The organism is Serratia proteamaculans (assembly GCF_946227095.1).
GTDB classification, from domain to species: Bacteria; Pseudomonadota; Gammaproteobacteria; order Enterobacterales; family Enterobacteriaceae; genus Serratia; species Serratia proteamaculans_E.
Genome location: NZ_CAMISV010000003.1, coordinates 57,220 through 80,198, shown reverse-complemented (window position 1 = coordinate 80,198; position 22,979 = coordinate 57,220). Strand labels below are relative to the sequence as shown.

General features: G+C 54.3%; 24 protein-coding genes. 12 read left to right on the top strand and 12 right to left on the bottom strand.

Going from position 1 to position 22,979, the window contains the following annotated elements; translation table 11 throughout:
- On the bottom strand, window positions 1-873 hold the full coding sequence (locus OC597_RS06950; protein WP_261424292.1) for a LysR substrate-binding domain-containing protein: 873 nt from the start codon (window positions 871-873) through the stop codon (window positions 1-3).
- A 101-nt stretch (window positions 874-974) separates the two neighbouring features.
- Between OC597_RS06950 and OC597_RS06945 the strand changes: the two genes are divergently transcribed.
- Both OC597_RS06945 and rcsA read left to right on the top strand, forming a co-directional pair.
- The gene (locus OC597_RS06945; RefSeq protein WP_262208148.1) at window positions 975-2,390 is read left to right on the top strand and encodes a pyridoxal phosphate-dependent decarboxylase family protein; all 1,416 of its coding nucleotides are present in this window, start codon (window positions 975-977) and stop codon (window positions 2,388-2,390) included.
- 753 nt (window positions 2,391-3,143) lie between these two features.
- Complete coding sequence (gene rcsA, locus OC597_RS06940) at window positions 3,144-3,773, top strand: transcriptional regulator RcsA (protein ID WP_044552189.1); 630 nt, start codon at window positions 3,144-3,146, stop codon at window positions 3,771-3,773.
- Between the two features lie 237 nt (window positions 3,774-4,010).
- On the opposite strand, the gene dsrB is transcribed toward rcsA, so the two are convergent.
- From dsrB to OC597_RS06925, 3 genes are all read right to left on the bottom strand, one after another.
- The gene (gene dsrB, locus OC597_RS06935) at window positions 4,011-4,211 is read right to left on the bottom strand and encodes a protein DsrB (protein ID WP_261256188.1); all 201 of its coding nucleotides are present in this window, start codon (window positions 4,209-4,211) and stop codon (window positions 4,011-4,013) included.
- A 346-nt stretch (window positions 4,212-4,557) separates the two neighbouring features.
- Entirely contained in the window at window positions 4,558-4,770 is a 213-nt protein-coding gene (cspE, locus tag OC597_RS06930; RefSeq protein ID WP_004946278.1) for a transcription antiterminator/RNA stability regulator CspE, read from the bottom strand.
- Window positions 4,771-5,054: 284 nt separating this feature from the next.
- Window positions 5,055-5,921: an ion transporter gene (locus OC597_RS06925; protein ID WP_261462809.1), complete on the bottom strand. Its 867-nt coding sequence runs from the start codon at window positions 5,919-5,921 to the stop codon at window positions 5,055-5,057.
- A 153-nt stretch (window positions 5,922-6,074) separates the two neighbouring features.
- Here OC597_RS06925 and OC597_RS06920 point away from each other — a divergent pair, with 153 nt between their 5' ends.
- The 3 genes from OC597_RS06920 to OC597_RS06910 all read left to right on the top strand — a co-directional run bounded on the left by OC597_RS06920 (window position 6,075) and on the right by OC597_RS06910 (window position 8,349).
- Entirely contained in the window at window positions 6,075-6,458 is a 384-nt protein-coding gene (locus OC597_RS06920) for a hypothetical protein (protein WP_262208145.1), read from the top strand.
- Between the two features lie 512 nt (window positions 6,459-6,970).
- Window positions 6,971-7,180, top strand: coding sequence for a hypothetical protein (locus tag OC597_RS06915; RefSeq protein ID WP_012145776.1), 210 nt, complete (start codon window positions 6,971-6,973; stop codon window positions 7,178-7,180).
- A gap of 161 nt (window positions 7,181-7,341) precedes the next feature.
- Entirely contained in the window at window positions 7,342-8,349 is a 1,008-nt protein-coding gene (locus OC597_RS06910; protein ID WP_262208143.1) for an NAD(P)H-quinone oxidoreductase, read from the top strand.
- 38 nt (window positions 8,350-8,387) lie between these two features.
- Here OC597_RS06910 and OC597_RS06905 read toward each other — a convergent pair whose 3' ends face one another.
- Window positions 8,388-9,467 carry an endonuclease/exonuclease/phosphatase family protein gene (locus tag OC597_RS06905; protein ID WP_262208141.1) on the bottom strand — a complete coding sequence of 360 codons (1,080 nt, stop codon included), beginning with the start codon at window positions 9,465-9,467 and terminating at the stop codon, window positions 8,388-8,390.
- Window positions 9,468-9,576: 109 nt separating this feature from the next.
- A complete protein-coding gene (locus OC597_RS06900; protein ID WP_262208139.1) occupies window positions 9,577-10,629 on the bottom strand; it encodes an SDR family oxidoreductase in 1,053 nt (350 codons plus the stop codon).
- Window positions 10,630-10,744: 115 nt separating this feature from the next.
- Here OC597_RS06900 and OC597_RS06895 point away from each other — a divergent pair, with 115 nt between their 5' ends.
- Complete coding sequence (locus tag OC597_RS06895; RefSeq protein WP_262208137.1) at window positions 10,745-11,677, top strand: LysR family transcriptional regulator; 933 nt, start codon at window positions 10,745-10,747, stop codon at window positions 11,675-11,677.
- A gap of 3 nt (window positions 11,678-11,680) precedes the next feature.
- Here the strand turns inward: OC597_RS06895 and OC597_RS06890 are convergent, their stop codons facing one another.
- The 4 genes from OC597_RS06890 to OC597_RS06875 all read right to left on the bottom strand — a co-directional run bounded on the left by OC597_RS06890 (window position 11,681) and on the right by OC597_RS06875 (window position 14,659).
- A complete protein-coding gene (locus OC597_RS06890) occupies window positions 11,681-12,067 on the bottom strand; it encodes a YidB family protein (protein ID WP_099064733.1) in 387 nt (128 codons plus the stop codon).
- Between the two features lie 94 nt (window positions 12,068-12,161).
- Window positions 12,162-12,410: a GlsB/YeaQ/YmgE family stress response membrane protein gene (locus OC597_RS06885; RefSeq protein ID WP_017893301.1), complete on the bottom strand. Its 249-nt coding sequence runs from the start codon at window positions 12,408-12,410 to the stop codon at window positions 12,162-12,164.
- A gap of 519 nt (window positions 12,411-12,929) precedes the next feature.
- A complete protein-coding gene (locus tag OC597_RS06880) occupies window positions 12,930-13,832 on the bottom strand; it encodes a LysR family transcriptional regulator (protein WP_261256180.1) in 903 nt (300 codons plus the stop codon).
- A 53-nt stretch (window positions 13,833-13,885) separates the two neighbouring features.
- On the bottom strand, window positions 13,886-14,659 hold the full coding sequence (locus tag OC597_RS06875) for an SDR family oxidoreductase (protein WP_261284896.1): 774 nt from the start codon (window positions 14,657-14,659) through the stop codon (window positions 13,886-13,888).
- Window positions 14,660-14,928: 269 nt separating this feature from the next.
- Between OC597_RS06875 and OC597_RS06870 the strand changes: the two genes are divergently transcribed.
- The gene (locus OC597_RS06870) at window positions 14,929-15,345 is read left to right on the top strand and encodes a VOC family protein (RefSeq protein ID WP_261462805.1); all 417 of its coding nucleotides are present in this window, start codon (window positions 14,929-14,931) and stop codon (window positions 15,343-15,345) included.
- A 53-nt stretch (window positions 15,346-15,398) separates the two neighbouring features.
- Here OC597_RS06870 and OC597_RS06865 read toward each other — a convergent pair whose 3' ends face one another.
- Complete coding sequence (locus tag OC597_RS06865; protein WP_261256178.1) at window positions 15,399-15,593, bottom strand: hypothetical protein; 195 nt, start codon at window positions 15,591-15,593, stop codon at window positions 15,399-15,401.
- Window positions 15,594-15,752: 159 nt separating this feature from the next.
- On the opposite strand from OC597_RS06865, the gene OC597_RS06860 reads away from it, so the two are divergent.
- Both OC597_RS06860 and kdoO read left to right on the top strand, forming a co-directional pair.
- Window positions 15,753-17,303 carry a sensor domain-containing diguanylate cyclase gene (locus OC597_RS06860; protein ID WP_262208134.1) on the top strand — a complete coding sequence of 517 codons (1,551 nt, stop codon included), beginning with the start codon at window positions 15,753-15,755 and terminating at the stop codon, window positions 17,301-17,303.
- Window positions 17,304-17,638: 335 nt separating this feature from the next.
- Entirely contained in the window at window positions 17,639-18,541 is a 903-nt protein-coding gene (gene kdoO / locus OC597_RS06855) for a Kdo hydroxylase KdoO (protein ID WP_261284897.1), read from the top strand.
- A gap of 38 nt (window positions 18,542-18,579) precedes the next feature.
- Here kdoO and paaZ read toward each other — a convergent pair whose 3' ends face one another.
- Window positions 18,580-20,652, bottom strand: coding sequence for a phenylacetic acid degradation bifunctional protein PaaZ (gene paaZ / locus OC597_RS06850; protein WP_262208133.1), 2,073 nt, complete (start codon window positions 20,650-20,652; stop codon window positions 18,580-18,582).
- Window positions 20,653-20,969: 317 nt separating this feature from the next.
- Here paaZ and paaA point away from each other — a divergent pair, with 317 nt between their 5' ends.
- The 3 genes from paaA to paaC are packed head-to-tail and all read left to right on the top strand — an operon-like array spanning window position 20,970 to window position 22,975.
- Window positions 20,970-21,908 carry a 1,2-phenylacetyl-CoA epoxidase subunit PaaA gene (gene paaA / locus OC597_RS06845; protein WP_314733045.1) on the top strand — a complete coding sequence of 313 codons (939 nt, stop codon included), beginning with the start codon at window positions 20,970-20,972 and terminating at the stop codon, window positions 21,906-21,908.
- A gap of 12 nt (window positions 21,909-21,920) precedes the next feature.
- On the top strand, window positions 21,921-22,208 hold the full coding sequence (gene paaB / locus OC597_RS06840; RefSeq protein ID WP_017893307.1) for a 1,2-phenylacetyl-CoA epoxidase subunit PaaB: 288 nt from the start codon (window positions 21,921-21,923) through the stop codon (window positions 22,206-22,208).
- Between the two features lie 8 nt (window positions 22,209-22,216).
- The gene (paaC, locus tag OC597_RS06835) at window positions 22,217-22,975 is read left to right on the top strand and encodes a 1,2-phenylacetyl-CoA epoxidase subunit PaaC (RefSeq protein ID WP_261424303.1); all 759 of its coding nucleotides are present in this window, start codon (window positions 22,217-22,219) and stop codon (window positions 22,973-22,975) included.
- Window positions 22,976-22,979: the final 4 nt, after the last annotated feature.

Below are 22,979 nucleotides of genomic sequence, written 5' to 3'. Positions count from 1 at the left end.
TCAGGTCAATTGCTGCTGCAACCAGTGTAATAACGCCTCGACCGCCGGCGTCAACCCGGCGGTCTGCGGCCAAACCAGATAAAAATCCACCTGATCCAGATGCCGTGGCTGCGCCAGTGCCACCAATCGACCATCTGCCAACGCATCGCTCACCAACAGCTTTTTCACCAACGCGATGCCAAACCCCTGTTCTGCTGCGCGGATCAACAATCCCGCATCATTGAACAGTGCTAGTGGTCGAGCCTTATCCCGTTGCTGATGCGCCGAGAACCAACTGCGCCACGGCGTAACATCGTGTTCCAGCAGCGGCACATCTGACGCCCCACGGTCAAATGCCGCCTGCCACTGATGGGCCAACGCCGGAGTCGCCACCGGCACCACCTCCCCGGAGGCAATACGCTGTGCCTGCATATCTGCCCATTGGCCATTGCCGAGGCGAATAGCCGCGTCGAACCCCTTACGGAGCAGATCCTGCACCGCCAGCGATGCATCAATCTCCAGCGCAATATCGGCGCAGGTCGCATGAAAAGACGGCAGGCGCGGTATTAACCAGTGATGCGCGAAAGAGGGCAGCACGCTGATACGCAGTGCCTGGCTTTGCGCAATCCGCCTTATTCGGTTAACCCCCTGCTGCAACGCCTGCAGAGCAGGTTCGGCAACCGCCAACAGCTCACGGCCGGCAGTATTCAGACGCAATCCACGGCCCTGTCGTTCAAACAGTGGACAACCGATCGCCTGTTCCAACTGCTGGATCTGCTGGCTGACGGCGCCATGGGTAAGATGCACCTGCAGGGCAGTAGCGCGCAGATTTTCCAACCGGGCGGCAATTACGAAGGTCGGCAGGATGTGCAGTGGAATACGTTCATTGAACATTGGTTAGCCCTGCTATCCAAAAAGGGTATTTTTCATCGATTTTCGTTGCAAAGCAAATGATCTAGGCTGTCACTCTTGCCCCTTAATATCCGGAGTCCTCAATGCACCCACGTTTACAGCAGGATCTTGCCCAGTATCCACAGATACTCGAACGTACCCGCCAGTTGGCCGAAGGTTTCCTTATCGATTTACAACAGCGTCCGGTTTGCCCTCCTCTGGCAGCACAACAGTTACAGCCGGGGGACGAGCGATTGGCCGACGGGGGTGACGGTGCGCTGGCAGCACTGGACGATTTCTGGCTGCGCTATGCCGATGGCCTTTCTGCCAGCGCCGGACCGCGTTATTTTGGCTTTGTCACCGGCGGCTCGACCCCGGCCGCATTGGCGGCAGACTGGCTGGTTAGCGCTATCGACCAAAATAGTCAGTTGAGTCACGACACAGTTGCCGCTGCAATCGAACTGGCGACCATTACGCAGCTAAAAAATTTGTTGGGGCTGCCGGAGGCGTTCAACGGCAGCTTTGTCAGCGGGGCAACCATGGCCAACTTTGTCGGCATGGCCATCGGCCGCCAGTGGTTGGGCCAGCAACGCGGTATTGATGTCGCTGAACAGGGAATGACAGCATTGGGCCCGGTACAGGTGTTGTCAGCGAACGCGCACTCCAGCAGCATAAAGGCGCTCAGCATGCTCGGCATTGGCCGTGACGCTTTGAAAGTTATCGACAGCCTGCCGAATTGTGAAGCTATTGACCCTGTCGCGTTGGAACGACACCTAGCCGCCAACGTCGGCGTACCGACCCTGGTACTGGCCAGCGCCGGAACGGTGAATACCGTGACCTTCGACGACCTGCCGCGCCTGCTGGCGCTGCGCGAACGCTACCCGTTCTGGTTACACGTTGATGCGGCCTTTGGTGGCGTGGCGGCCTGCTCACCGCGCTATGTTCCACGGTTAGCCGGCTGGCAGCAAGCGGACTCGATTACCGTCGATGCGCATAAATGGCTGAATGTGCCTTACGACAGCGCGATCCAATTCAGCCGTCATCTGGCGTTGCAGATGCAGGTCTTTCAAAACCATTCGGCTTATCTGGAAGCACCGACCCTGCGGCCAGACAACTATCTCCACCTGACGCCGGAAAACTCACGGCGTTTCCGTGCCCTGCCGTTGTGGATGGCGCTGAAAGCCTATGGCCGTAGTGGTATGCGGGAGATGGTTGAACGCAATGTGCAGTTGGCACAGCTACTGGGCACGGCGCTGACCGCCAGCGAGGGTTTCCGCCTGCTGGCACCGGTCAATCTGAACGTGGTGTGCTTTGCACTCAAAAACATCGAGGGGGATGCCGTTGCTGCACGCGATCGCTTTATCGCCCGTCTCGATCGGCATGGCGTGGTGCGCTGTACTCCTACCCGTTATAACGGGCAGCCGGGGATCCGCGCAGCACTGGTCAACTGGATGACGCAAGAAAGCGATATCCATCTGGCGTTAGATTCGATGCAACACTGCCTTGCAGAACCACGCTGATCGGAAAAGTTAAGGACACCTTTAGACACGACTCTCTATATTTAGGTTGCTGCCGGGGTCCGGCAGCCGCAAACCTTTTCACCACACCAATAATTGACAACTCTTGAGTGGCGACCAAATAGTTCAGAAAAACCAATTAATCACTCGCTGACATTTTTCACATTTGTTGGTACCGCACGATTAGTTACATCAACTCTTTGTTATATCGCCAGTTTTAATAACAAAAAAATGAATTAATGTTAACTCAATGTGATTATTGATTATCACAAGTGATAAGGAATGAAAGAATTATCATTATCAAAAACAAAAGAATAACTCGTAACTTTATGATAATATTATTAAAAATAAAATCATTCAAACTACATGGTACTCATACTGGTGAGTAAACAGACTAAAAATTGTTAAAAAAACAACACATGAATTTTTTTTAAGAATTTTCCTAGCAATCTAAAATTTTGTTTCGTGACATGATGGGCAGATTCAACGATAAAGATACCAGCAGGCGCGCGGCTCAAGCACAAATTGACGTTACAGCCCCGCCGCCCGTACGCCAGCAGATTATTCTGACTTAAGCTAAACTTATAGGTTCATATTGTTAATTAGTTTAGAAAGAAAATATCATTGAGTGCCGCCGTATTTATTGATAGAACACTGCCTATACGTGATTTTTTTGTTCCTTTTTTGCCTTTCTTTTAGGCTTCAGGCTTTTTCTTTTTGTTACCGCGGTAAAACGGATTTAAGTGGGGGTGAGATATGCCAACGATCATTATGGATTCATGCAGCTATACCAGATTAGGTTTAACAGACTACCTGACAACACATGGAGTAAAAAAACGCCAGATTAATGCTATTAATGATATCGACGATCTGCATGAAAAATGCAGTAAGTTGAAACCTAGCCTGGTATTTATTAATGAAGACTGCTTTATACACGAAGCGAACGCGACGGAACGTATAAAAGGGGTGATTTCACTGCACCCTGACACCTTATTCTTCATCTTTATGGCTATCACTAACGTACATTTTGACGATTATTTATATGTTCGTAAAAATGTCATCATCTCGTCAAAATCAATCAAACCAGAGACTATGAATCAACTACTTAGTCACTATCTGGAGAGAAAAGCCCCTCGCACTGAAAAAACCTCTTTTGATCAAACTCCGGTTACGCTGAGCCAAACTGAGTCCAACATGTTGCGTATGTGGATGTCGGGTCAGGGCACCATTCAGATATCTGACCAGATGCAAATTAAAGCGAAAACCGTCTCTTCCCATAAGGGGAATATCAAAAGAAAAATTAAAACGCACAACAAGCAGATTATTTACCATGTTGTTCGTTTAACCGACACGCTGACCAGTGGGATATTTGTCAATAGCCGCTAGGTTAAAAGCTTTGTCGTGCACTCTGCTAAACGTTGGTTTTAAATGTCGTTCAGCGCATCGAACTGGATATCACGCATTTAAATAACCTCAATACCTGCTCGCGACTAAACTCTCGGCCGCGACGGGTATTCCCGCAGTAAAAAATGGATTATTCCTAGCTCTACGGAATAATTACCTACCGTAAATCTTGCGAATTAAATTAATGTACTGGAGAGGTATTGCCTTTTTACCCCAAGGCTACCTGGGTAGTGCCTGTCGCAGCTCAACAAAGGTGCCGTCACGGCTGTCTATCTCGTTAAAGAACCAGACACCGGCAGGATAATCCGGCAAGGACACCAGGTACATAATCCCTTCATTAAACTCTTCAACCGCCAGGATCACCCCTTCGCGTCGCTGCTCACCGTCAGTTTTTACCGTTACCAAATCGTTAGCTTTCATACCTTGCCCCATCATTTATCATTGATGTCAGTGTATTACACAATGAGGTGCGAAAAATACCGTGCACCGCCGGTTAATTCACTGCTCACCTGCATAGCGCTATCCTACAAGCGTAGCAGGCCGCCCGGCTTGCGGCTTTTTCACTTTCTTAACGTTTTGTCCGCAGAATCTTGAGCGCGCAGCGGGTAGTCTGTTGCCTGGTGCTTCCCCCCAGAGGAGTACCTGCAAATGAAGAAGTAACAAGGAACTTTTGCCCGCAGACTTGCGGGCTTTTTTTTGCCTGTGGCGAATGACAGACACAAAAAAACCCGCCTTGGCGGGTTTTTATTAATCAGCGAGAGGCCGATTAGATAGCGGTAACGTTAGCCGCTGACGGACCTTTAGCACCGTTCTCGATAGAGAACTGTACGTTCTGGCCTTCAGCCAGGGTCTTGAAGCCTTGATCCTGGATAGCAGAGAAGTGTACGAACACATCTTTGCTGCCGTCTGCTGGAGTGATGAAACCGAAACCTTTAGACTCGTTGAACCACTTCACTTGACCTTTGATCATGTTAGACATGTTTAATTCCTACAATATTAAATTTACGCCACCATGGGCAAGAAATAGCCGGTCATCAGTTACTTATGGAGGCACTAGAAAGGAAATTCGTCAGTGAAGAGCTATCTAGGATAACGCTTTAAATTTGAACTACTTTACTCAAAATGTCGTGCATAAATAGGTCTGTACCACAGGCCGAGAAGCATTAACTCATGATGGGACTTTAATAGCAACTCTTTTTATAAGCCCCTCCGTGGAAACGAGACCAAACGCGCAGGATTTAAACCCATTAGCTCGATTTTTAGTCATTTCTGGCTGTGTTTTCCCGATAGTGGCGGTAATGCGTTGCCGCAAAATTTACAAAATGCAGAATCCGTCTCGTGGCCACCTCGTTGACATTGCTCACAATTTCGCCTTTCGCGGTTGCGTTGCAACTCCTGTGACATATAAGCCGTCAGAATGCCGGTCGGCACCGCGATGATAGAGTAGCCCAGCAGGATCAGTACCGAGGTCAATAAGCGCCCCAACGGGGTATGGGGAACGATATCACCGTATCCTACGGTGGTCAGCGTCACTACCGCCCAATAGACGGAGGCCGCGAGGCTGGTAAAGCCGCCACTCCCCCCCTCAATCGCATACATCAGGCCGCCAAAGACGCACAGCACCACGGCGACAAAACCAAAAAACATCGCCAGCTTGTGACGAGCCAGCTTGATGCTGCGCCAGATCATGCCCATCTCACTCATGTAACGCAGCAACTTCAGCACCCGTAACACCCGCAGTATCCGCACGACGCGCAGCAGCATCACGAACTCTACCGTCATATGCGGGTACAGCCAGATGATGTACATCGGTAACACCGTCAATAAGTCGACAACGCCGAAAAAACTGCTGGCATAATGCTGATCGGATGGGGTGCTCCACAGTCGGAGCAAATATTCGCAGGTAAAAATAACGGTAAAAATAATCTCGGCGCAAAAGAAGAGATAAATGGCTTGCTGGCCCGGAGCGTACAAGGCGCTGCCACCTGGCTCGAGAAACAGCAGCACCACGCTGAGCAACGCAGTGCCGACCCAAAAAGCTTCCATCCTGCGGCCGCTGCGGGAGTGGTTGTCGAACAGCAGTCGATAACTTCGTTGGCGTAGGCTCAACGCCGCAGTGTCAGGGGTCATAGTTCAATGTCTTATAAAGAGAAGTTACTCATAGAGTAGACCTGAACGTTAGCGCCGCCAACTCCCCAGTCGGCGTTAAACGGTCACAAATGATAGTAATTCTCGTCTGGCTGTTTTATAGTTGCGCTGCGTAACTATAAAGGGAGATTGACCATGCTGAGATGGCATACGCTGGCAGCGTCCTGCTGCACCGCTCTGTTGATACTGAGCGCCCCAGCCCAGGCGCTGGACTTGTCCTACACCGCACCGGAGCCCAGCATCAAACCGGTACCCGCACCGCAAACCGCCCTTGGCCCAGAAAAAAAAGCCGCCAAGCCGCCGGTGGTGTGGTCAGAAACCGAAGACAAAACCGGCTTTCGCGTTGATATGGAATGTGATCACCCCGGCTGCAGCCGCCCGCGCGCCAAGCCGTATTCGTCCCTTAATTACGGCCCGAATATTGGCCCGGTGAAAAAAACCGATCGCCGCCGTCAGTCAGATCCCTACTCCACCGATCAGGATCCTGATTACAAGGTGAGCATGGGTTATCAGTGGTAGCCGCGCTTTAAGAGTTAGCCCTATATCTGCCATGGCGAGCCATACATACAATGGCGTTCTGTTCACCACGCCTCCTGGTGCTGAACACAACAAGCTGTGTTGCAATATTTTATGCGCCTCCCTATAGGCGCTTTTTTTTATTTTTGAATATCAGTCACCTGACGTCTTACAGAATGGTCTCATTGCGGCATAACGTGATAACTGTCACAAATAGCCGTTCCTTGGCCATGCTTTATTGGAGGGTTGTCAGATGGCGACTGAATATTTGTCTTTGCTGGTCGTATTAGCCGGCATCGCAGGGTTCGCACTGTATAAGCACTTTAAATCACAGAAGAAAAGCACTCTGCTGCGGCCGCACGATCGTTAACGCAAGCGTTACAGGGGCATGGCATCAAGGCTATGCCCCAGGCCACAGATCCACACGCTGTCATTTTTTTATCACAAAATTGTCACAATATAGCCATATCATGGTCGGCGATTATCCGCTCTGGCTCAATACCAAGGATTTCGTTATGACCACTATTAGAGCAACAAACCACCAGGAAGCAGAAAAGCTGATCCGTTACGGCACGGCAAAAAAAATCGAACTGGCCTATGACATCGACAGTGATGACTTTTTTCAGCTTGCCAGCCTGTGGTGTGATCGAGGCGCTAAAATATCCAAAGGGAAAGAACATTTTATCGTCTCGCTAAAAGGTTTTCGCATCCCACCCAACGATTAATCCCATGCCGCCCCTGCGGCGGCACCCCACCTCCCCCCGTGTTGAAACCGCCCTATGATCCACATTCTCCCCTCAGCATTTCTGTAAGATAAATTATGAATTACAGCAGGCGGTTACCTACACTGGTTACTGCGCCTGAACGCCAACTGAGGAGAATCACCATGTCAGCCAACCCAGCGCTGCCCAACACCATGAAAGTCATCGAAATCAGCCAGCCTGGCGAACCCGAGGTTCTGGTCAGTAGCCAAAGGCCACTGCCAACCCTGCAACAGGGAGAAATTCTGGTGAAGGTTGCCGCCGCCGGGATTAACCGTCCTGACGTGCTGCAACGCCGCGGTCAATACGCGCCACCGCCCGGCGCATCGGATATTCCTGGTTTGGAGATCGCCGGTGAGGTAGTCGCCATTGGCGTGGGCGTACAAAATTATGCTATCGGCGACAAGGTGTGTGCCCTGATTGCCGGCGGCGGTTATGCAGAATACTGCAAGGTCCATGAGAGCAACGCGCTACCGGTCCCCGAAGGCTTTAGCCTGATTGAAGCGGCGGCGATCCCGGAAACCTTCTTTACCGTTTGGGTCAATGTGTTCCAACGCGGCCATCTGAAAGCCGGTGAAACCGTGCTGATCCACGGCGGCACTTCCGGCATTGGCACCGTGGCGACCCTGCTGGCGAAAGCCTTCTGTGCCCGGGTGATCACCACCGTCGGTTCCGAAGAAAAACGCCAGGCCAGCCTGGCATTGGGCGCCGATGTGTCGATTAACTACCGCAACGAAGATTTTGTTGAGCAAACACAACGCGCCACGAACGGCAAGGGCGCCGACGTGATTGTCGATCTGATTGCCGGTGACTACGTGGCGAAAAACTATCAGGCTGCAGCGATGGACGGCCGCATTGTGCAAATCGGCACCCAGAACGGGGTGGTGAAGGAATTGAACCTGATGCCGCTGCTGATCAAACGCCTGACCCACACCGGCTCCACCCTGCGCGCACGTAGCGTGGAAGATAAGGCGCAAATTGCCGCCGACTTACTGCAGAAGGTATGGCCACTGCTGGAACGCGGGGCGTTAAAACCCCAGATCTTCAAGACCTTCCCGCTGGAACAGGCGGCCGAAGCCCATGCATTGATGGAGTCCAGCCAGCATATTGGCAAAATCATGCTGACTGTCTAGACCAGAATGCCCCGCAGCCTGCACTGCGGGGCATTGTTTCAGGCACCTGGCGTGTGCACGTCTTCCGCAGAGGAGTCGGTATTGGCTAACTTCTCCTGCGCCAACGCTTCGTCTTCGCTGTCTTTCTCCAGACTTTCCTGCTGTGCCCCCTGCTTCGGCGAATAGACCAACTCCACCATTATCGGGAAGTGATCCGAGCCAACATGGGTCAAACGACGCAGCGAACCGAGAACAAAGTCATCGCTGTGAAACACGTGATCCAGTGGCCAACGCAGGAACGGATAGCCAGCATGAAAAGTGCTGAACATGCCGCGCCCGCGACGCGGATCCAACAGGCCGCTGACTTTCAAAAACAGCCGGGTGGTCGTCGACCAGGCCACATCATTCAGATCGCCGGTCACAATCACCGGAACCTCCGATTTGGCCACGCTTTTCCCCACCATCACCAGTTCGGCGTCGCGGTCTTCCGATTCTTCATTCTCGGTCGGGCTCGGCGGCATCGGATGTACACAGTGCAGACGTACCTGTGGCCCTTGCGGCAAATGCACCATCATGTGCATCGACGGGATCTGCTCATCCACCAGATACTGTATTTGCGCATCGCTGAGTTCCAGCCGCGAATAGACATGCATGCCGTACAGGTTATCCAGCGGACATTTCAAGCTATAAGGATAATCCGGCTCCAGCGCCGACAGTTGCTGCTGCCACCAGCCGTCGGTTTCTACCGCCACCAACACGTCAGGTCGTTCGGTCGCCACCAGCGCCAGCAGTTTATTCGCCTGGCGATTGGGCGTTAACACGTTGGACACCAAAATGCGGATGCGCGGCTTCTTCTGATAGCCGGTAAAATCCAGCACCTGAGACTTACTCAGCCGGGTATAGGGGTAAATCCACGCGGCCTGATAAACCACACAGGCCAGATTTACCGCCATCATGCCCCACACCCAGGGTGACGACGGCACAAACAGCAGGTTAAGCAACAACACCAATAACGAAAGCGCCAGTATTTGCAGGCGAGGAAAATCCCACACCCGGATCCACCAGGCTGCATGCTTTGAAAGTGGCGCAATGGTCACCAGCGCCAGCAAAAGCGTCAGTATGGCGGTAATCCCTGTCACGGTTAATTCCTCATCATCGATCCGGGCCTGTCGGGGTGACGGCCTCCTGACTGCCGCGTTTGGCGGCAGCCAAAGATTGCCATAAAAAACGCCCGTCCCGCCAGCCGACTTAAGGAATAATCTTGCGCCGGCGGAATTCGTCAAACAGCGCGAACAGCATCGCCTCGGTTTCGACAAATTGATGGAAGCCAAAGCGGCGCGCCTTGCTGCCATCGGCAAACATGTCGTAATCCCATGAGAAAACAAAGTCGGCAAAGCGCCAGCTCGCCACTGCGCGGTAATCCGCTTCGACCAAATCATGCTGTTGCGCCAGGGCCTGCCACAGCACACCTTTATCTTCCATCACCGACGCCAGCGGCATTGGCAACGGCGGCGCGACCGCCAGATCAAAATAGTCGGCAATTTTCGGCCACAGCTCGCTCCAGCGGAACAGGTCACCGTTATTGATATTAAACGCCTGATTGGCGGCAGCCGGCTCCGTCGCCGCCCACAGCGTAGCGCGCGCCAGCAGCCCGGCATCGGTCATTTCCAGCAGGCTGTGGTAAGCCCCGGGTTTGCCGGGAAAACGCAGCGGCAATCCCAGCGCCTTGCTGATAGAGGCATAAACCGCCAGGGTCAGCGCCAGGTTCATCGGGTTGCCCAGCGAGAAGCCGCCGACCACGCTGGGACGGATTGCGCTCCAGTGCCAATTTTTCCCCTGCTGGCGCTGTTCAAGATAACTTTGCTGCGCCAGGTTGAACTCCGGCGGCATGTGCCCGGCATCACTCTCCCGCGCCGGGGTTTTGAACGGCCCCAAATGGGCGCCATACACTTTGTAGCCCTGCATCAGGCTGATGTGCTCCAACCCTTGCGCGACCGGTTCCAGCGCTTCCACCACATGGCTCAGCATCGCCAGGTTTGGCGCCACCAGCCCCGCCCAGTCCGGGGCGTCCTGATAGGCAGCGTAGAAAATGTGGCTGACCTGAGTCAGCGAGCGCAAGGCATCGCGTGTGACCTGTGCATCGAGCAGATCAACCGCCAGATAACGCACCTGTGGTCGGTCAACGCCTCCACGCCGCGACAAACCCACCACCTGCCAACCTTGTTGTTCCAGCTCTTCAATCAGCTTGCCGCCAATAACGCCGTTAGCACCGACGACCAGCGCCAGTTTATTGTTTTGCATGTTGTGTCTCCGATTCCGTATCGCTTGAGACTTTTACTTTGATTGATTAGCAAAGCTTGCGATAGAGGGCGTTTACCACTAACACTTATAAGATAAATCTATAGGTGGAGTACCGATGGACAAGCTGAGCGCGATGAAGACCTTCGTCCGGGTCGCGGAACTGGGCAGCCTCTCGGCCGTCGCCCGCGATCTGGGCCTGACCCAGCCTGCCGTCAGCCAGCAGATTGCCGGTCTGGAGCAGCAACTGGGTGTACAACTGCTTTTTCGCAGTACCCGTGCCGTGACGCTGACCTACGCCGGCGCGGGCTATTACCGGCAGATCAAGCCGATTCTGGCAGCGGTGAGTGAAGCGGAGGAAACGCTGCACGGCCAAAACCTGCAGCTGCAAGGGTCGCTACGCATCCATGCGCCAACCGGCTTCGGCCAACAGCACCTGACGCCACTGGCGATTGCCTTTCAGCAACAACATCCAGAGTTGAATATCGAACTGTTATTGGACGATCGTCGGGCGGACGTGATTGCTGAAGGCATCGATGTGGCGATCCGCTTTGGCGAATTAAATTCACCGGGCACGGTGGCGCGTCGGCTGGGGGAGTTACAACGTATTCTGGTAGCCTCACCGGCCTATCTGGCGGCACAGGGTGAACCGCAAACCCTGGCGGAACTGGCAGCCCATCCGCATATCCGCTACAGCGGCCTGAGCGACGGGGACACGCTGACGTTAATCGGCCCTCATGGCACCGAGATGGTGGACTTGCGCCCGGTATTCCGCGCTAACAATACGTTTTCACTGCTGGCGGCGATTGAATCAGGGCTGGGTATTGGCGGCGCACAGCGGCCGTTGATCGGTCGGCAATTGGCGAGCGGCGCACTGGTGCCCATCTTGCCGGCCTGGCGTTATCCGCCGATGGCGCTGCATGCGGTTTATCCCGCTGCGCGGTTTATTCCCGGAAAAGTGCGGGCCTGGGTGGATTATTTGCTGGGGGGATTGGGGAACATTGAAGGCGTGTCGTTAAACTATGCCCCCAACAAAATGCCGGGGGCATAAATATTATTTGAACAGTTTACCGACCATATCGCCCAGTTCGTTACTGTTCTGCTGCACTTCGCCATTTGGCGAAGCAGCGTCAGCCACCGTTGGCAGGAACTGCGCAATGGTGGCGGATGCCTGAGCCGGATCGATACCCAGCTTTTCGGCCAGTTGGTTAATGGCATCGCTGCCCAGCGCCTGCTGCACGTGATCGCCGCTGATCTGCTGGTTTTCACCGTTACCCAGCCATGAACCGACCACATCGCCGAATTGTCCCTGACGGAATTTGTCCAGGATTGCCTGCAGGCCGCCCTGTTGCTCAACCCATTGCATGATGGCGACGTAATCGATGCCTTTACCGTTGGCGCCGCCCAGAATATTGCCCAATACGCTATCAAACAGACCCATGATCTTCCCCTTCCAGTCGTCGGCTCAGGCCGCTCGACCCTTGTGATTTAACGAAAAAAGGGCCGCCGCAGCGACCCTGTTGATCGGTACCTGATTAGTTTCTGATCTTTCTGTAGACAAAAAGCACCACCAGGGCACCGATGACTGCGACAACAAAGCTGCCCAGATTGAAGCCGTCAACACGACCCATACCGAAGAAGGTACTGATATAGCCGCCGACAACCGCACCGATGATCCCCAGGATGACGGTTACGATAAAGCCACCACCGTCTTTGCCCGGCATGATCCATTTAGCCAAGATACCGGCGATTAACCCAAAAATGATCCAGGAAATGATGCCCATTTTTACTCTCCCTATTACTTTTTGCCTAAAAGAAACCCTATCACCCAGGCCCATGATGGCACCTGCTCCAACCCTGACGATACTTTCACAACTCTATTGCCCTATGCCGAGCGTTACCGGCAGCGCGATACAGGGGTGAATCTTGATAAACACGCATCTTCACACTGTTACTATAGTCAAATATCAGCAGTTTACCCATTTCCGTCCGTCTGAATTTTAGGGTACAGAAATCGACCAAATTCATCCCGCTGTCATCTCCGCACGCTATAACTAAGGATGAATCTTTCCGCAGGAGACAGACCATGACCAACACACCGTTTCTGCTGATACTGGCCACGCTCTACGCCCTGGCCGCCGTCTGGGATGGTTCTGCCGCCCTGCTGCTGATGTAATGTTACACACCCTTTGTCACTTTTTTGACGATTTTAATTGTGTCTTGTTTTTACAGAACATTAATTGCCTGAAAGCCAACAAGAAATGCCACTGCGCTTGGATAAAAATCCCATTGACCATCAGAGGTTAGATTTCACAAAAGGGTTTGATTAATTGTTTAAACCACTCGGCAAAAGCGGTTAAACGCGCCGAACGCTGGCGACGATGGGGGTAAAGTAGTGCAATGCTCATCGAGGGCGGCCGGGCCAGCGGCAAGATCTCACACAGGCTGCCGTTATCCAGATAATGTTGAACATCAAAACGCGGTATCTGCATCATTCCCAACCCCGCCAGGCAACTGCCGATATAGTTTTCCGCATTGTTCACCGTCACCCGACTGCGCAGCGTTTTTTCAACGCACTGTTCATCCTGCTGCCACTGCCAGCTGTCCGCCCCTGTCAGAGACGGCTGCGCGTAGCCAACGACCCAATGATCTTCCAACTGGTCAGGGTGCACAGGCGTTCCGTAACGCTGCAAATAATCCGGGCTGGCGCAGTTAATCATGCTCAGGCGGCCCAACGGCTGGCTGACCAGGCTGCTGTCGCTAAGGCTACCGACACGTACCACGCAGTCGATCCCTTCCTGGATCAAATCGATCGAACGGTCGCTGGCGCTGAGAAACAGGTGAATTTCGGGGTACTGCAAAAAAAAGTCCGGCAACGCCGGTACAATCATTCGCCGGGCAATGCGGCTGGGAACATCGACCGTCAAACGGCCATCGATCGGGCCATCGTGCCGATGAAACAAGCTGTCCAGGGTTTGCACGTCGAACAGCAGGTCACGCGCTTTTTCGAGCAACAACTCACCATCGCTGGTCAGTTGTACCCGTCGAGTGGTGCGATGAAACAGACGCGCACCCATTTCATGTTCCAGTTGCTGTATCGCCGCCGAAACCGTGGTTTTTGGCATCATCAGGATTTGCGAAGCGCGGACAAAACTGCCCACCTCGGCAACCTGGATAAACACCCGTAATCTCCCTATTTTATCCACCGGCAGTGCATCCTGTTAAACAGGCTGCGGCACCGGCCGCAGCAGAATTGATATTAACGGGTAGTATAGCCACCGTTGGCAAACAGCGTCTGCCCGGTGATCCACCAGCCGTCGGTGACCAAAAACTTGACGATCGGCGCGATGTCTTCAATGTCGGTCAGGCCGGTTTTCGAGAACTTGCTCAGCGCAGCGGCCGTACTGTGATACGCCACCGCTTCTTTGCTTTCCTGGCCGTAGAAGAACGGAGTATCCATTGGGCCGGGGCCGATGGCATTCACGCTGATGCCGCGCTCACCAAACTCCTTGGATGCCGCACGAGTAAAGTGCTCCACCGGTGCCTTGCTCCCTGGATAGACCGCATAGAACGGTGTATAAGCCGCCAGCAGTGAGCTGACGATGGACACAATACGGCCGTTATCGGCCAGATGCTTGCCCGCCTGCTGGATAAAGAAGAAGGCCGCTTTGGAATTGATGTCAAAACTGCTGTCGTAATCCGCCTCTGTCACCTCGGCAATCGGTTTTTTGATCACCAGACCGGCGGTATTCACCGCAATATCGACTTTGCCAAACGCCTTGATAGCCTCCTCAAACAGGTGTGCCACGTTAGCCGGCTGGGTCAGATCGCCCTGCACCACAATTGCCTTTGCTCCCGCCGCGTTAACCGCCTTCAGCGTTTCCTCCGCTGCAGTCCGGGTCGCATCACTGTTGTAATGCACAACGACCGCCGCAGCCCCGCTGGCTGCCAGATCGCGTGCCACCAGGCCACCGAGATTCTTCGCACCGCCAGCGATCAACACCACTTTTCCATTCAAAGATTGCTTGCTCATTACAGTGACTCCGTTAGTGAAGGTTGCAATGAGTATAAGAACCCTGACCGCTCAGATAATCTGCCCAAATCGGGATGAACCATCCCGCTTTTTCGGTCAATAGATCTGAGGGGGGCGGTAAATATCTACAGCGTGATCGACCGCCGGGCATTCAGCGTAATTCGCACTACACTTGTAAGTTTCCAACGGCAATAGTCGCAAGTCGAAACTATTGCTCCCTGCCCGCCGGCCGCTAAACGCCCAGACGGGCCATAACAGAGGTCAAGGTCATGGTGATTCAACCCTATTTATTCTTTAGCGGTAACTGTGAACAGGCGGTGAACTTCTACGTGCAGCAGTTAGGTGCCACGCTTGAAATGATGATGCGTTACAAAGAGATGCCCGAGGAAGCCAGGCAGGGTAACCCGCAGGATGTCAATCCGGAGTCCATCATGCATGCCCGGCTGCTGATCGGTGAAACGGCACTGATGGCCTCGGACGGCTGCCCGCAAGATGGCGCCGACGCCTCACACAAAGGATTTGCCCTGTCGCTCAACCCGACAACCGTGGAGCAAGGCCGCGAACTGTTTGAAAAACTGTCGCAGGGCGGCCAGGTGACCATGCCTTACCAGTCCACTTTCTGGGCCAAAGGTTTTGGCATGCTGACCGACCAGTTTGGCGTCAACTGGATGGTTAACGTCGAATAACCCGTCATCCTGCTGCGGTGTCCGCCACCCAAGCGAACACCGCAGCGTTACCCTCAGTTATAGCGATACCAGTCATAAGCCGCCATAGCGAAAAGTACAAACAACGCCGTCAGCAACACCAACCCCAAACGCCAATAAGGCGACTTACGCTGTCGCCAGGCAAAGCCGATCATTAACGCCAGCACCCCCAGGGTCAGCGGGTAATAAACCACCAGCGTCAGCAAAGTAATAATGATGTAGTCAGACATGCAAGCGATCCCTGTATTCTCTCCGCCGGTTTAGCGCAAAGGCTATCCCCTCAACAACTTAATCATTTTCACCGTTTAAGGAGTAGTGGTCCAGGTGATTAACGAATAAGATGTAGGATTGTTCTTAGCACGATTTGAATATTTTACAGCAAGGGTGACATGACACAGCAGCAACCGCAGGATGCCGAACGGCCACGCAACGGTAAAAATTCCCCGTTATTATTTCAGGCTGGCGTGTTCGTCGTCATCGTTGCCATCACGCTGGTGCTGTTTAACGCCTGGCAGATTTGGAATGCCTATCAGCGCGACTTGCAAAGCGCCGAACTGGAATCCGCCAATCTGGCCCGTGCGTTGGCGCAGCATGCCGACGATACCTTTATGCAGACAGACAGCACGCTGTCTGACCTGAACGAGCGTATTCAAATCGACGGGCTGGCTCAGCGCCCTCTGTTGCGGCTGCAGAAAGTGATGCAAACACAGGTGGGCAACCAACCCCAACTGCACGGCCTGTTTGTTTATGATGCCCGTGGCAACTGGATCGTCACCTCATCGGGCCGATTCGTGCAAAACGCCAATAACGCCGACCGCGAGTATTTTAAATATCACCTCGATCACAACAGTAACGCGATCTATATCGGCAAGGTGGTACGCAGCCGCTCTACCGGTGATTTGATCATTCCGGTGTCGCGGCGTATCAACAGCCCGGACGGCAGCTTTGCCGGGGTGATACTGGCCACGCTGTATGTCGATTATTTCCGCCAGTTCTACGATACCTTCGCACTGAACAGCGATGCCTCCCTCAACCTATTACTGGCGGACGGCACCATTCTCTACCGTCGCCCTTACTCCCTTAACGCCATCGGCAAGAATATCTCCGAGGGCGTGCTGTTCCGTGAAATTCTGCCGCACTCCGAATTTGGCAATGCCACTATCGTCTCGCGCTACGACAAGGTAGAGCGGATTTATGGCTATTCGCGGGTCAACCGCTATCCGCTGGTGATCGCTGCCGGGTTGTCGAAAAAGGACGCGCTGTCTGACTGGCGTAATGATTCCAGCGTGTTTGCCCTCGGCGGTGCCACCCTGCTGGCCATTCTGCTGGCAATGGGGCTGGTGCTGATGCGCCAAATTAACCACAGCGTGCGCACCGAAGCCGAGCTGATGCGCACCCGCGATCAGCTCACCAGCATCAATCGGACGCTGGAAGAGCTGGCATTACTGGACGGCCTGACCGGCCTGGCCAACCGTCGCCAGTTTGATATCGCCTTGAAGAATGAGCTGATGCGCGCTTCACGCAACTACCGCAGCGTGGCGCTGCTGATGCTGGATATCGACTGTTTCAAGCAGTATAACGACATCTACGGCCACGTCGCCGGTGACCAGTGTCTGCAACAAATCGGGCAAATGCTCAAGGGAATGGCCAGCCGCAGCAATGATATTATGGCCCGTTACGGCGGAGAGGAAATGGCCATTATCCTGCCGGATACCGACGTTCAGGGGGCACTGATTTTCGCCGAGCGCGTCATCGAAGCGGTACGCGATTTGAAAATCCCGCATCAGGGCAACCCGCCTGGCATCGTCACCATCAGCATAGGTATCTACGCCAAGGTGCCACATATGTATAACGACACGCCAATGAGCTTTATCAATCAGGCGGACAGCGCCCTGTATCAAGCCAAAGCCCAGGGCAAAAACTGCATTTATACCGCTTAACCGGTGGGGCCATCTCTGACAAGGATGGCCCCGGGTAAACACCCGACAAGCGGCTAAAAAAAACACAACCAACTGATTGTAAACATAAAAAATAATTTACATTATTAATTAATTGCCTATGAAAATAAACTGATCCCGCCCTCCTCTATTTTACCCATTCGTGCCATTACTCCGCCGTTTAATGTCTGTTTACTTTTGGCCGCATTTTAATAATGCTAGCATCAGCCCAGCCAGCCTATTAATAGCAATTATTTTAATTCTAAATTCATTTCCGCTGGTATAAATCCCTTTCAAATAAAAACAATTAAAATATTAACCCTTCGCAAGGAGATATTATGCGCGCGGATAACCTTACGCCAGAACAGGCGTTGATGACGTTGCCACAGCAGCGGTGGGACAGTGCTTCCACTCCCCTTTCCCTCACCGCCGTCGAGGCGCTGGAGCAAGGTAAAGTCCTGTTTTTGCCTGAGTTAAACTTTCCATTATTAGACGATGAAATAACGTTATTGGATCCCGCACTGGTGGATATGAAACGTAAAAACATCAGCTATTGGCCAGAAACTCACAAATTATCCGGCGTAGCCATAGCCGAGCAACGGCCACAGGTGCAGGCACTGCTGGAACGTTATTATCAGGCCAGCCGACAACTTATCGCCGGACTGCTGCCCCATTATCAGCAGACCTTGCATTCACCGGCCAACAGCCTGCGCTTGCACCCGGTATCGGCCTGGCGTGCAACCAGTTCATGGCGTAAAGACGACAGTCGTCTGCACGTCGACGCATTCCCTTCACGCCCCAATCTGGGTGAAAGGATCCTGCGTATTTTCACCAACATCAATCCCCACGGTGAACATCGCCAATGGCGCATCGGCGAACCCTTTCCCCAATTGGCACAACGTTTTATCCCGCGGCTAACGCGCTATTCACCATTGAACAGCTGGCTGCAACATAAAATCGGTATCACCAAGCGCCGCCGCAGCCATTACGACCACCTGATGCTGCAACTGCATGATGCGATGAAAGCCGACCAAAACTACCAGCAGCAAAGTCCGCAGTTGGCGCTCGACCTGCCACCAGGCTGCAGTTGGATTTGCTTTTCCGATCAAACCCCGCATGCGGCGATGGCCGGGCAGTTTATGCTGGAACAGACCTTCCTGCTGCCGGTCGACGCGATGAAAAACCCACAGCAATCACCGCTGAAAATGCTGGAAACCTTGTTACAGCAACCCTTGCTTTAAACTGCTCACAACAGCAGGGTTTCCCCTGCTGTTGTCCGTTAGCTTGCCGACTCGCTATCCCCTTGCTGACGCGCCACCAAAGTCAGAATGCTGTACAACGCCACCGCCTGTTGATGTTGATTGAGCACCTGAACGTCCCACACCACCACGCCGTGCGGGCGATCTTCAGCGGTTTTTTGCGGCTTGCGGATTTTCTTCTTGCAGGTCAAGCGTACCTGAATGGTATCGCCAATTTTCACCGGTTCGATAAAACGCAGATTTTCCATGCCGTAGTTGGCGATCACCGGCCCCACACCCGGATCGACAAACAGCCCGGCGGCGGCAGAAACCACAAAGTAGCCGTGCGCCACCCGCTCGCCAAACAGTGACTCGGCGGCTCCGATCTTATCCATATGGGCATAGAAATGGTCGCCGCTCAGGCAGGCAAAGTTAACAATGTCGGCTTCGGTCACGGTGCGTCGTGCGGTGAGCAGGCTGTCCCCCAGCCGCAGTTGTTCAAAGTATTTGCGGAACGGATGAACCGGATCCTCAATCACCGTTGCTCCGCGCACCCACTCACGGCCGATCGCCGCCAGCATCGCCGGACTGCCCTGGATCGCCGTACGCTGCATATAGTGTTTTACCGCCCGCAATCCACCCAGTTCCTCGCCGCCACCGGCCCGCCCTGGTCCACCGTGCACCAGCATCGGCAGAGGTGAACCGTGGCCGGTAGATTCCGCCGCCGCCTGTTGATCCAGGATCAGTATGCGGCCATGGGCACAAGCGGTGGCGCGGATAAACCGCGTTGCCAGCGCTTCATCGGCGGTCACCAAAGACCCTGCCAGGCTACCCTGCCCCAGCAACGCCAGTTCAATCGCCTGTTCGGTATGCTGATAAGGCATCAGTGTCGCCACCGGTCCAAATGCCTCGGTCCCATGCACCGCCTGATGGGTAAAGGGATCGGCGCAGTACAACAGCGTGACCGGATAAAATGCCCCCTTGGCGGCCTCCGCACCCACCAACGTCAGTTTATCCGCCCCTGCGCCACACAGCGGCTCACAGCCGTTATGCAGCAGGAAATCGACCTTCTGCTGTACGTCATCACGCTGCTCGTGGCTGACCAGCGCCCCCATGCGTACCTGCTCCAATTTAGGGTCACCCACCGTGACGCCGGCCAACCGCTGCAACAGCGCCTGCTGCACTTCGGCTACCCGCTTCGCCGGCACGATAATCCGCCGGATAGCGGTACATTTTTGCCCGGCCTTGGCGGTTATCTCGCGACACACTTCTTTGATGAACAGCGCAAACTCCGGCATCTGCGGTGTGACGTCTTCCCCCAGCACACAGCAGTTGAGCGAATCAGCTTCCATGGTGAAGGCGATGGACTTTTCCAGCAGGCGCGGATGGGCACGCAGCCGTTGACCGGTCTGTGCCGAGCCGGTAAAGGTCACCGCATCCTGATAGTCGAGATGGTCAAACATATCACCGATGCCACCGCACACCAGTTGCAACGCACCCTCCGGCACCAGGCCACTGTCGATAATCAGCCTGACCATCGCCTGCGTTAACTGCGCGGTGGCGGTTGCCGGTTTGATGATCGCCGGCATGCCCGCCAGCCAGGTCGGAGCCAACTTTTCCAGCATCCCCCAGCAGGGGAAGTTAAAGGCATTGATATGCAACGCCACGCCAGGGCGTGAAGTCAGTACATGACGAGCAGCAAACTGTGCCTGTTTGGACAGTGGGATCAGTTCATCTTCCGGCCACAGGGTATCGTCCGGTAGTTCACGTCCCGCCAGACCGGCATAGGCAAACAGCGTGGCGATACCGCCTTCAATATCCACCCAGCCATCACTGCGGGTCGCTCCGGTCTGGTACGAAATCTCATACAGCGCTTCTTTATGCGCCAACAGGTGCTTGGCCACCGCTTTCATCATTTGCGCGCGCTGCTGGAAGGTCATCTGTGCCAGCGCCCTGCCGCCCTTGCTGCGCGCATACGCCAGACTGGCAGCCAGCGGCAGCCCGTCGGAACAAACCTGATACAGCGCTTCGCCGGTAACGGCATGATGGATTTCACGGGCCTGCCCCTGGCCGAACACCCACCCGCCAGAAAGGTAACTGTGTAACTGCTGCATGGTTCCTCCGGAATTCATAAATTAACACCACAAGGATTAATTACGTATCAGGTATTGTCCAGTTTTCTCTCAGTCCAAATTTAACAAAAATAGAACATCAAGCGATTAAACCCGGTTAAACCGGTCATTTCTCGTTATCTCTCAATTTTAAATAACCATAAATAACAATCAAATAACAAAACATCCTGTGAGTGTCATCGCAAAACCACATAAATGTCGTTTGATCTTTTTGTTATCAGTTTGTAGCCTTAAGGTTAGTTAACGTGATTCACATTTTTATGTTTAATGTGAAAAATACGAATCACCAAGAGGAAAGCATGACAACTGACGCGCAATATCAGCAACACTTCGACGACAAGATTGCGGCGGATACTTCCATCGAGGCCAAAGACTGGATGCCGGAAGCCTACCGCCAAAACCTGATCCGCCAGATTGGCCAGCATGCCCATTCCGAAGTGGTTGGCATGTTGCCGGAGGCCAACTGGCTGACGAGAGCGCCGACCCTGCGCCGCAAAGCGGTGTTACTGGCCAAGGTGCAAGACGAAGCCGGGCACGGCCTGTATCTGTACAGCGCCGCCGAAACCCTGGGCTGCTCGCGCCAGGACATCTACCAGAAAATGCTCGACGGCAAGATGAAATACTCCTCGATCTTCAATTACCCAACGCTCAACTGGGCGGATATCGGGGTGATTGGCTGGCTGGTAGACGGCGCAGCGATCGTCAACCAGGTCGCGCTGTGCCGCGCTTCTTACGGCCCCTATGCGCGGGCGATGGTGAAAATTTGCAAGGAAGAGAGCTTCCACCAGCGTCAGGGTTACGAGGCCGTGATGGCGATGGCCAACGGCAGTAAACAACAGCAAGCCATGCTGCAGGACGCGATTAACCGCTTCTGGTGGCCGGTGCTGATGATGTTCGGCCCAAGCGACACCGATTCACCGCACAGCGCGCAAAGCATGGCGTGGAAGATCAAACGCCACAGCAACGACGAGCTGCGGCAGAAGTTTGTCGACAACACCGTGCCACAGCTGGAAGCCCTGGGCATGACGGCCCCGGATGCCGATTTGGCATGGGACGAAACCGCCGGCCACTACCGCTTCGGCGAAATCGACTGGAGTGAACTGCACGAGGTGATCAAAGGCCGCGGGCAATGCAACCACGAGCGGCTGCAGGCCAAACGTCGTGCCTGGGACGAAGGTGCCTGGGTACGCGAAGGCGCCCTGGCTCACGCGTCGAAAAACACCTCAACCGCCGCCTAAAAGGAACCGATGATGACACACGTAGAATGGCCGCTGTATGAAGTGTTTATCCGCAGCAAACAAGGACTGGCGCACCGTCACGTCGGTAGCCTGCACGCCGCCGATGACCAGATGGCGCTGGAGAATGCCCGCGACGCCTATACCCGCCGCAACGAAGGCTGCTCCATCTGGGTGGTGCAGTCCAGCCATCTGATCGCCTCGCAGCCGGAAGATCGCGAAGCCTTCTTCGATCCGTCCGATGACAAGATCTACCGTCATCCGACGTTCTACACCATTCCCGACGGCATCAAGAACATGTAGAGGCGGCCATGACCCTTACCGATCCGCGAATCACTTATATTTTACGTCAGGGCGATACGCCACTGATCCTCGCTCAGCGGCTGTGTGCCTGGTGCGGCCACGCGCCGGAGCTGGAGATTGACCTGGCGCTGGCGAATATTGGCCTGGATCTGCTCGGCCAGGCACGCAACTTTCTCGGTTATGCCGCCGAACTGGCCGGGCCGCAATACAGCGAAGATCGCCTGGCCTTTGGCCGTGACGAGCGTGAGTTTCACAACCTGCTGTTGGCTGAACAGCCCAACGGTGGTTTCAACGACACGCTGGTTCGCCAGTTCCTGATGGATGCCTACCACGTGCAACTGCATCAGGCACTGAGCCACAGCCGCGATGCGCAACTGGCCGCCATTGCCGCCAAGTCCCTCAAAGAGGCCCATTACCACCTGCGCTTCAGCCGTGGCTGGATGATCCGCCTGGGTGACGGCAGCCCGCTCAGCCAGCAAAAAATTCAGCAGTCGCTGGACAACCTGTGGCGCTTTACCGCCGAGCTGTTCCACGCCGATGAGCTGGAGCTGCAACTGGCAGAACAGGGCATTGCCGTCGATCCGCGCCAGCTTGAAGCGCCGTGGCTGGCACGGGTGAGCGACACCTTGCAACAGGCCAACCTGCAACTGCCGGCCGAACAGGCCTTCCGTCACGGTGGCAAACAGGGGCAGCACAGCGAGCACCTCGGCCCACTGCTGGCGGAGATGCAGTTTCTGCAACGCGCCTATCCCAACGCTAACTGGTAGGAGG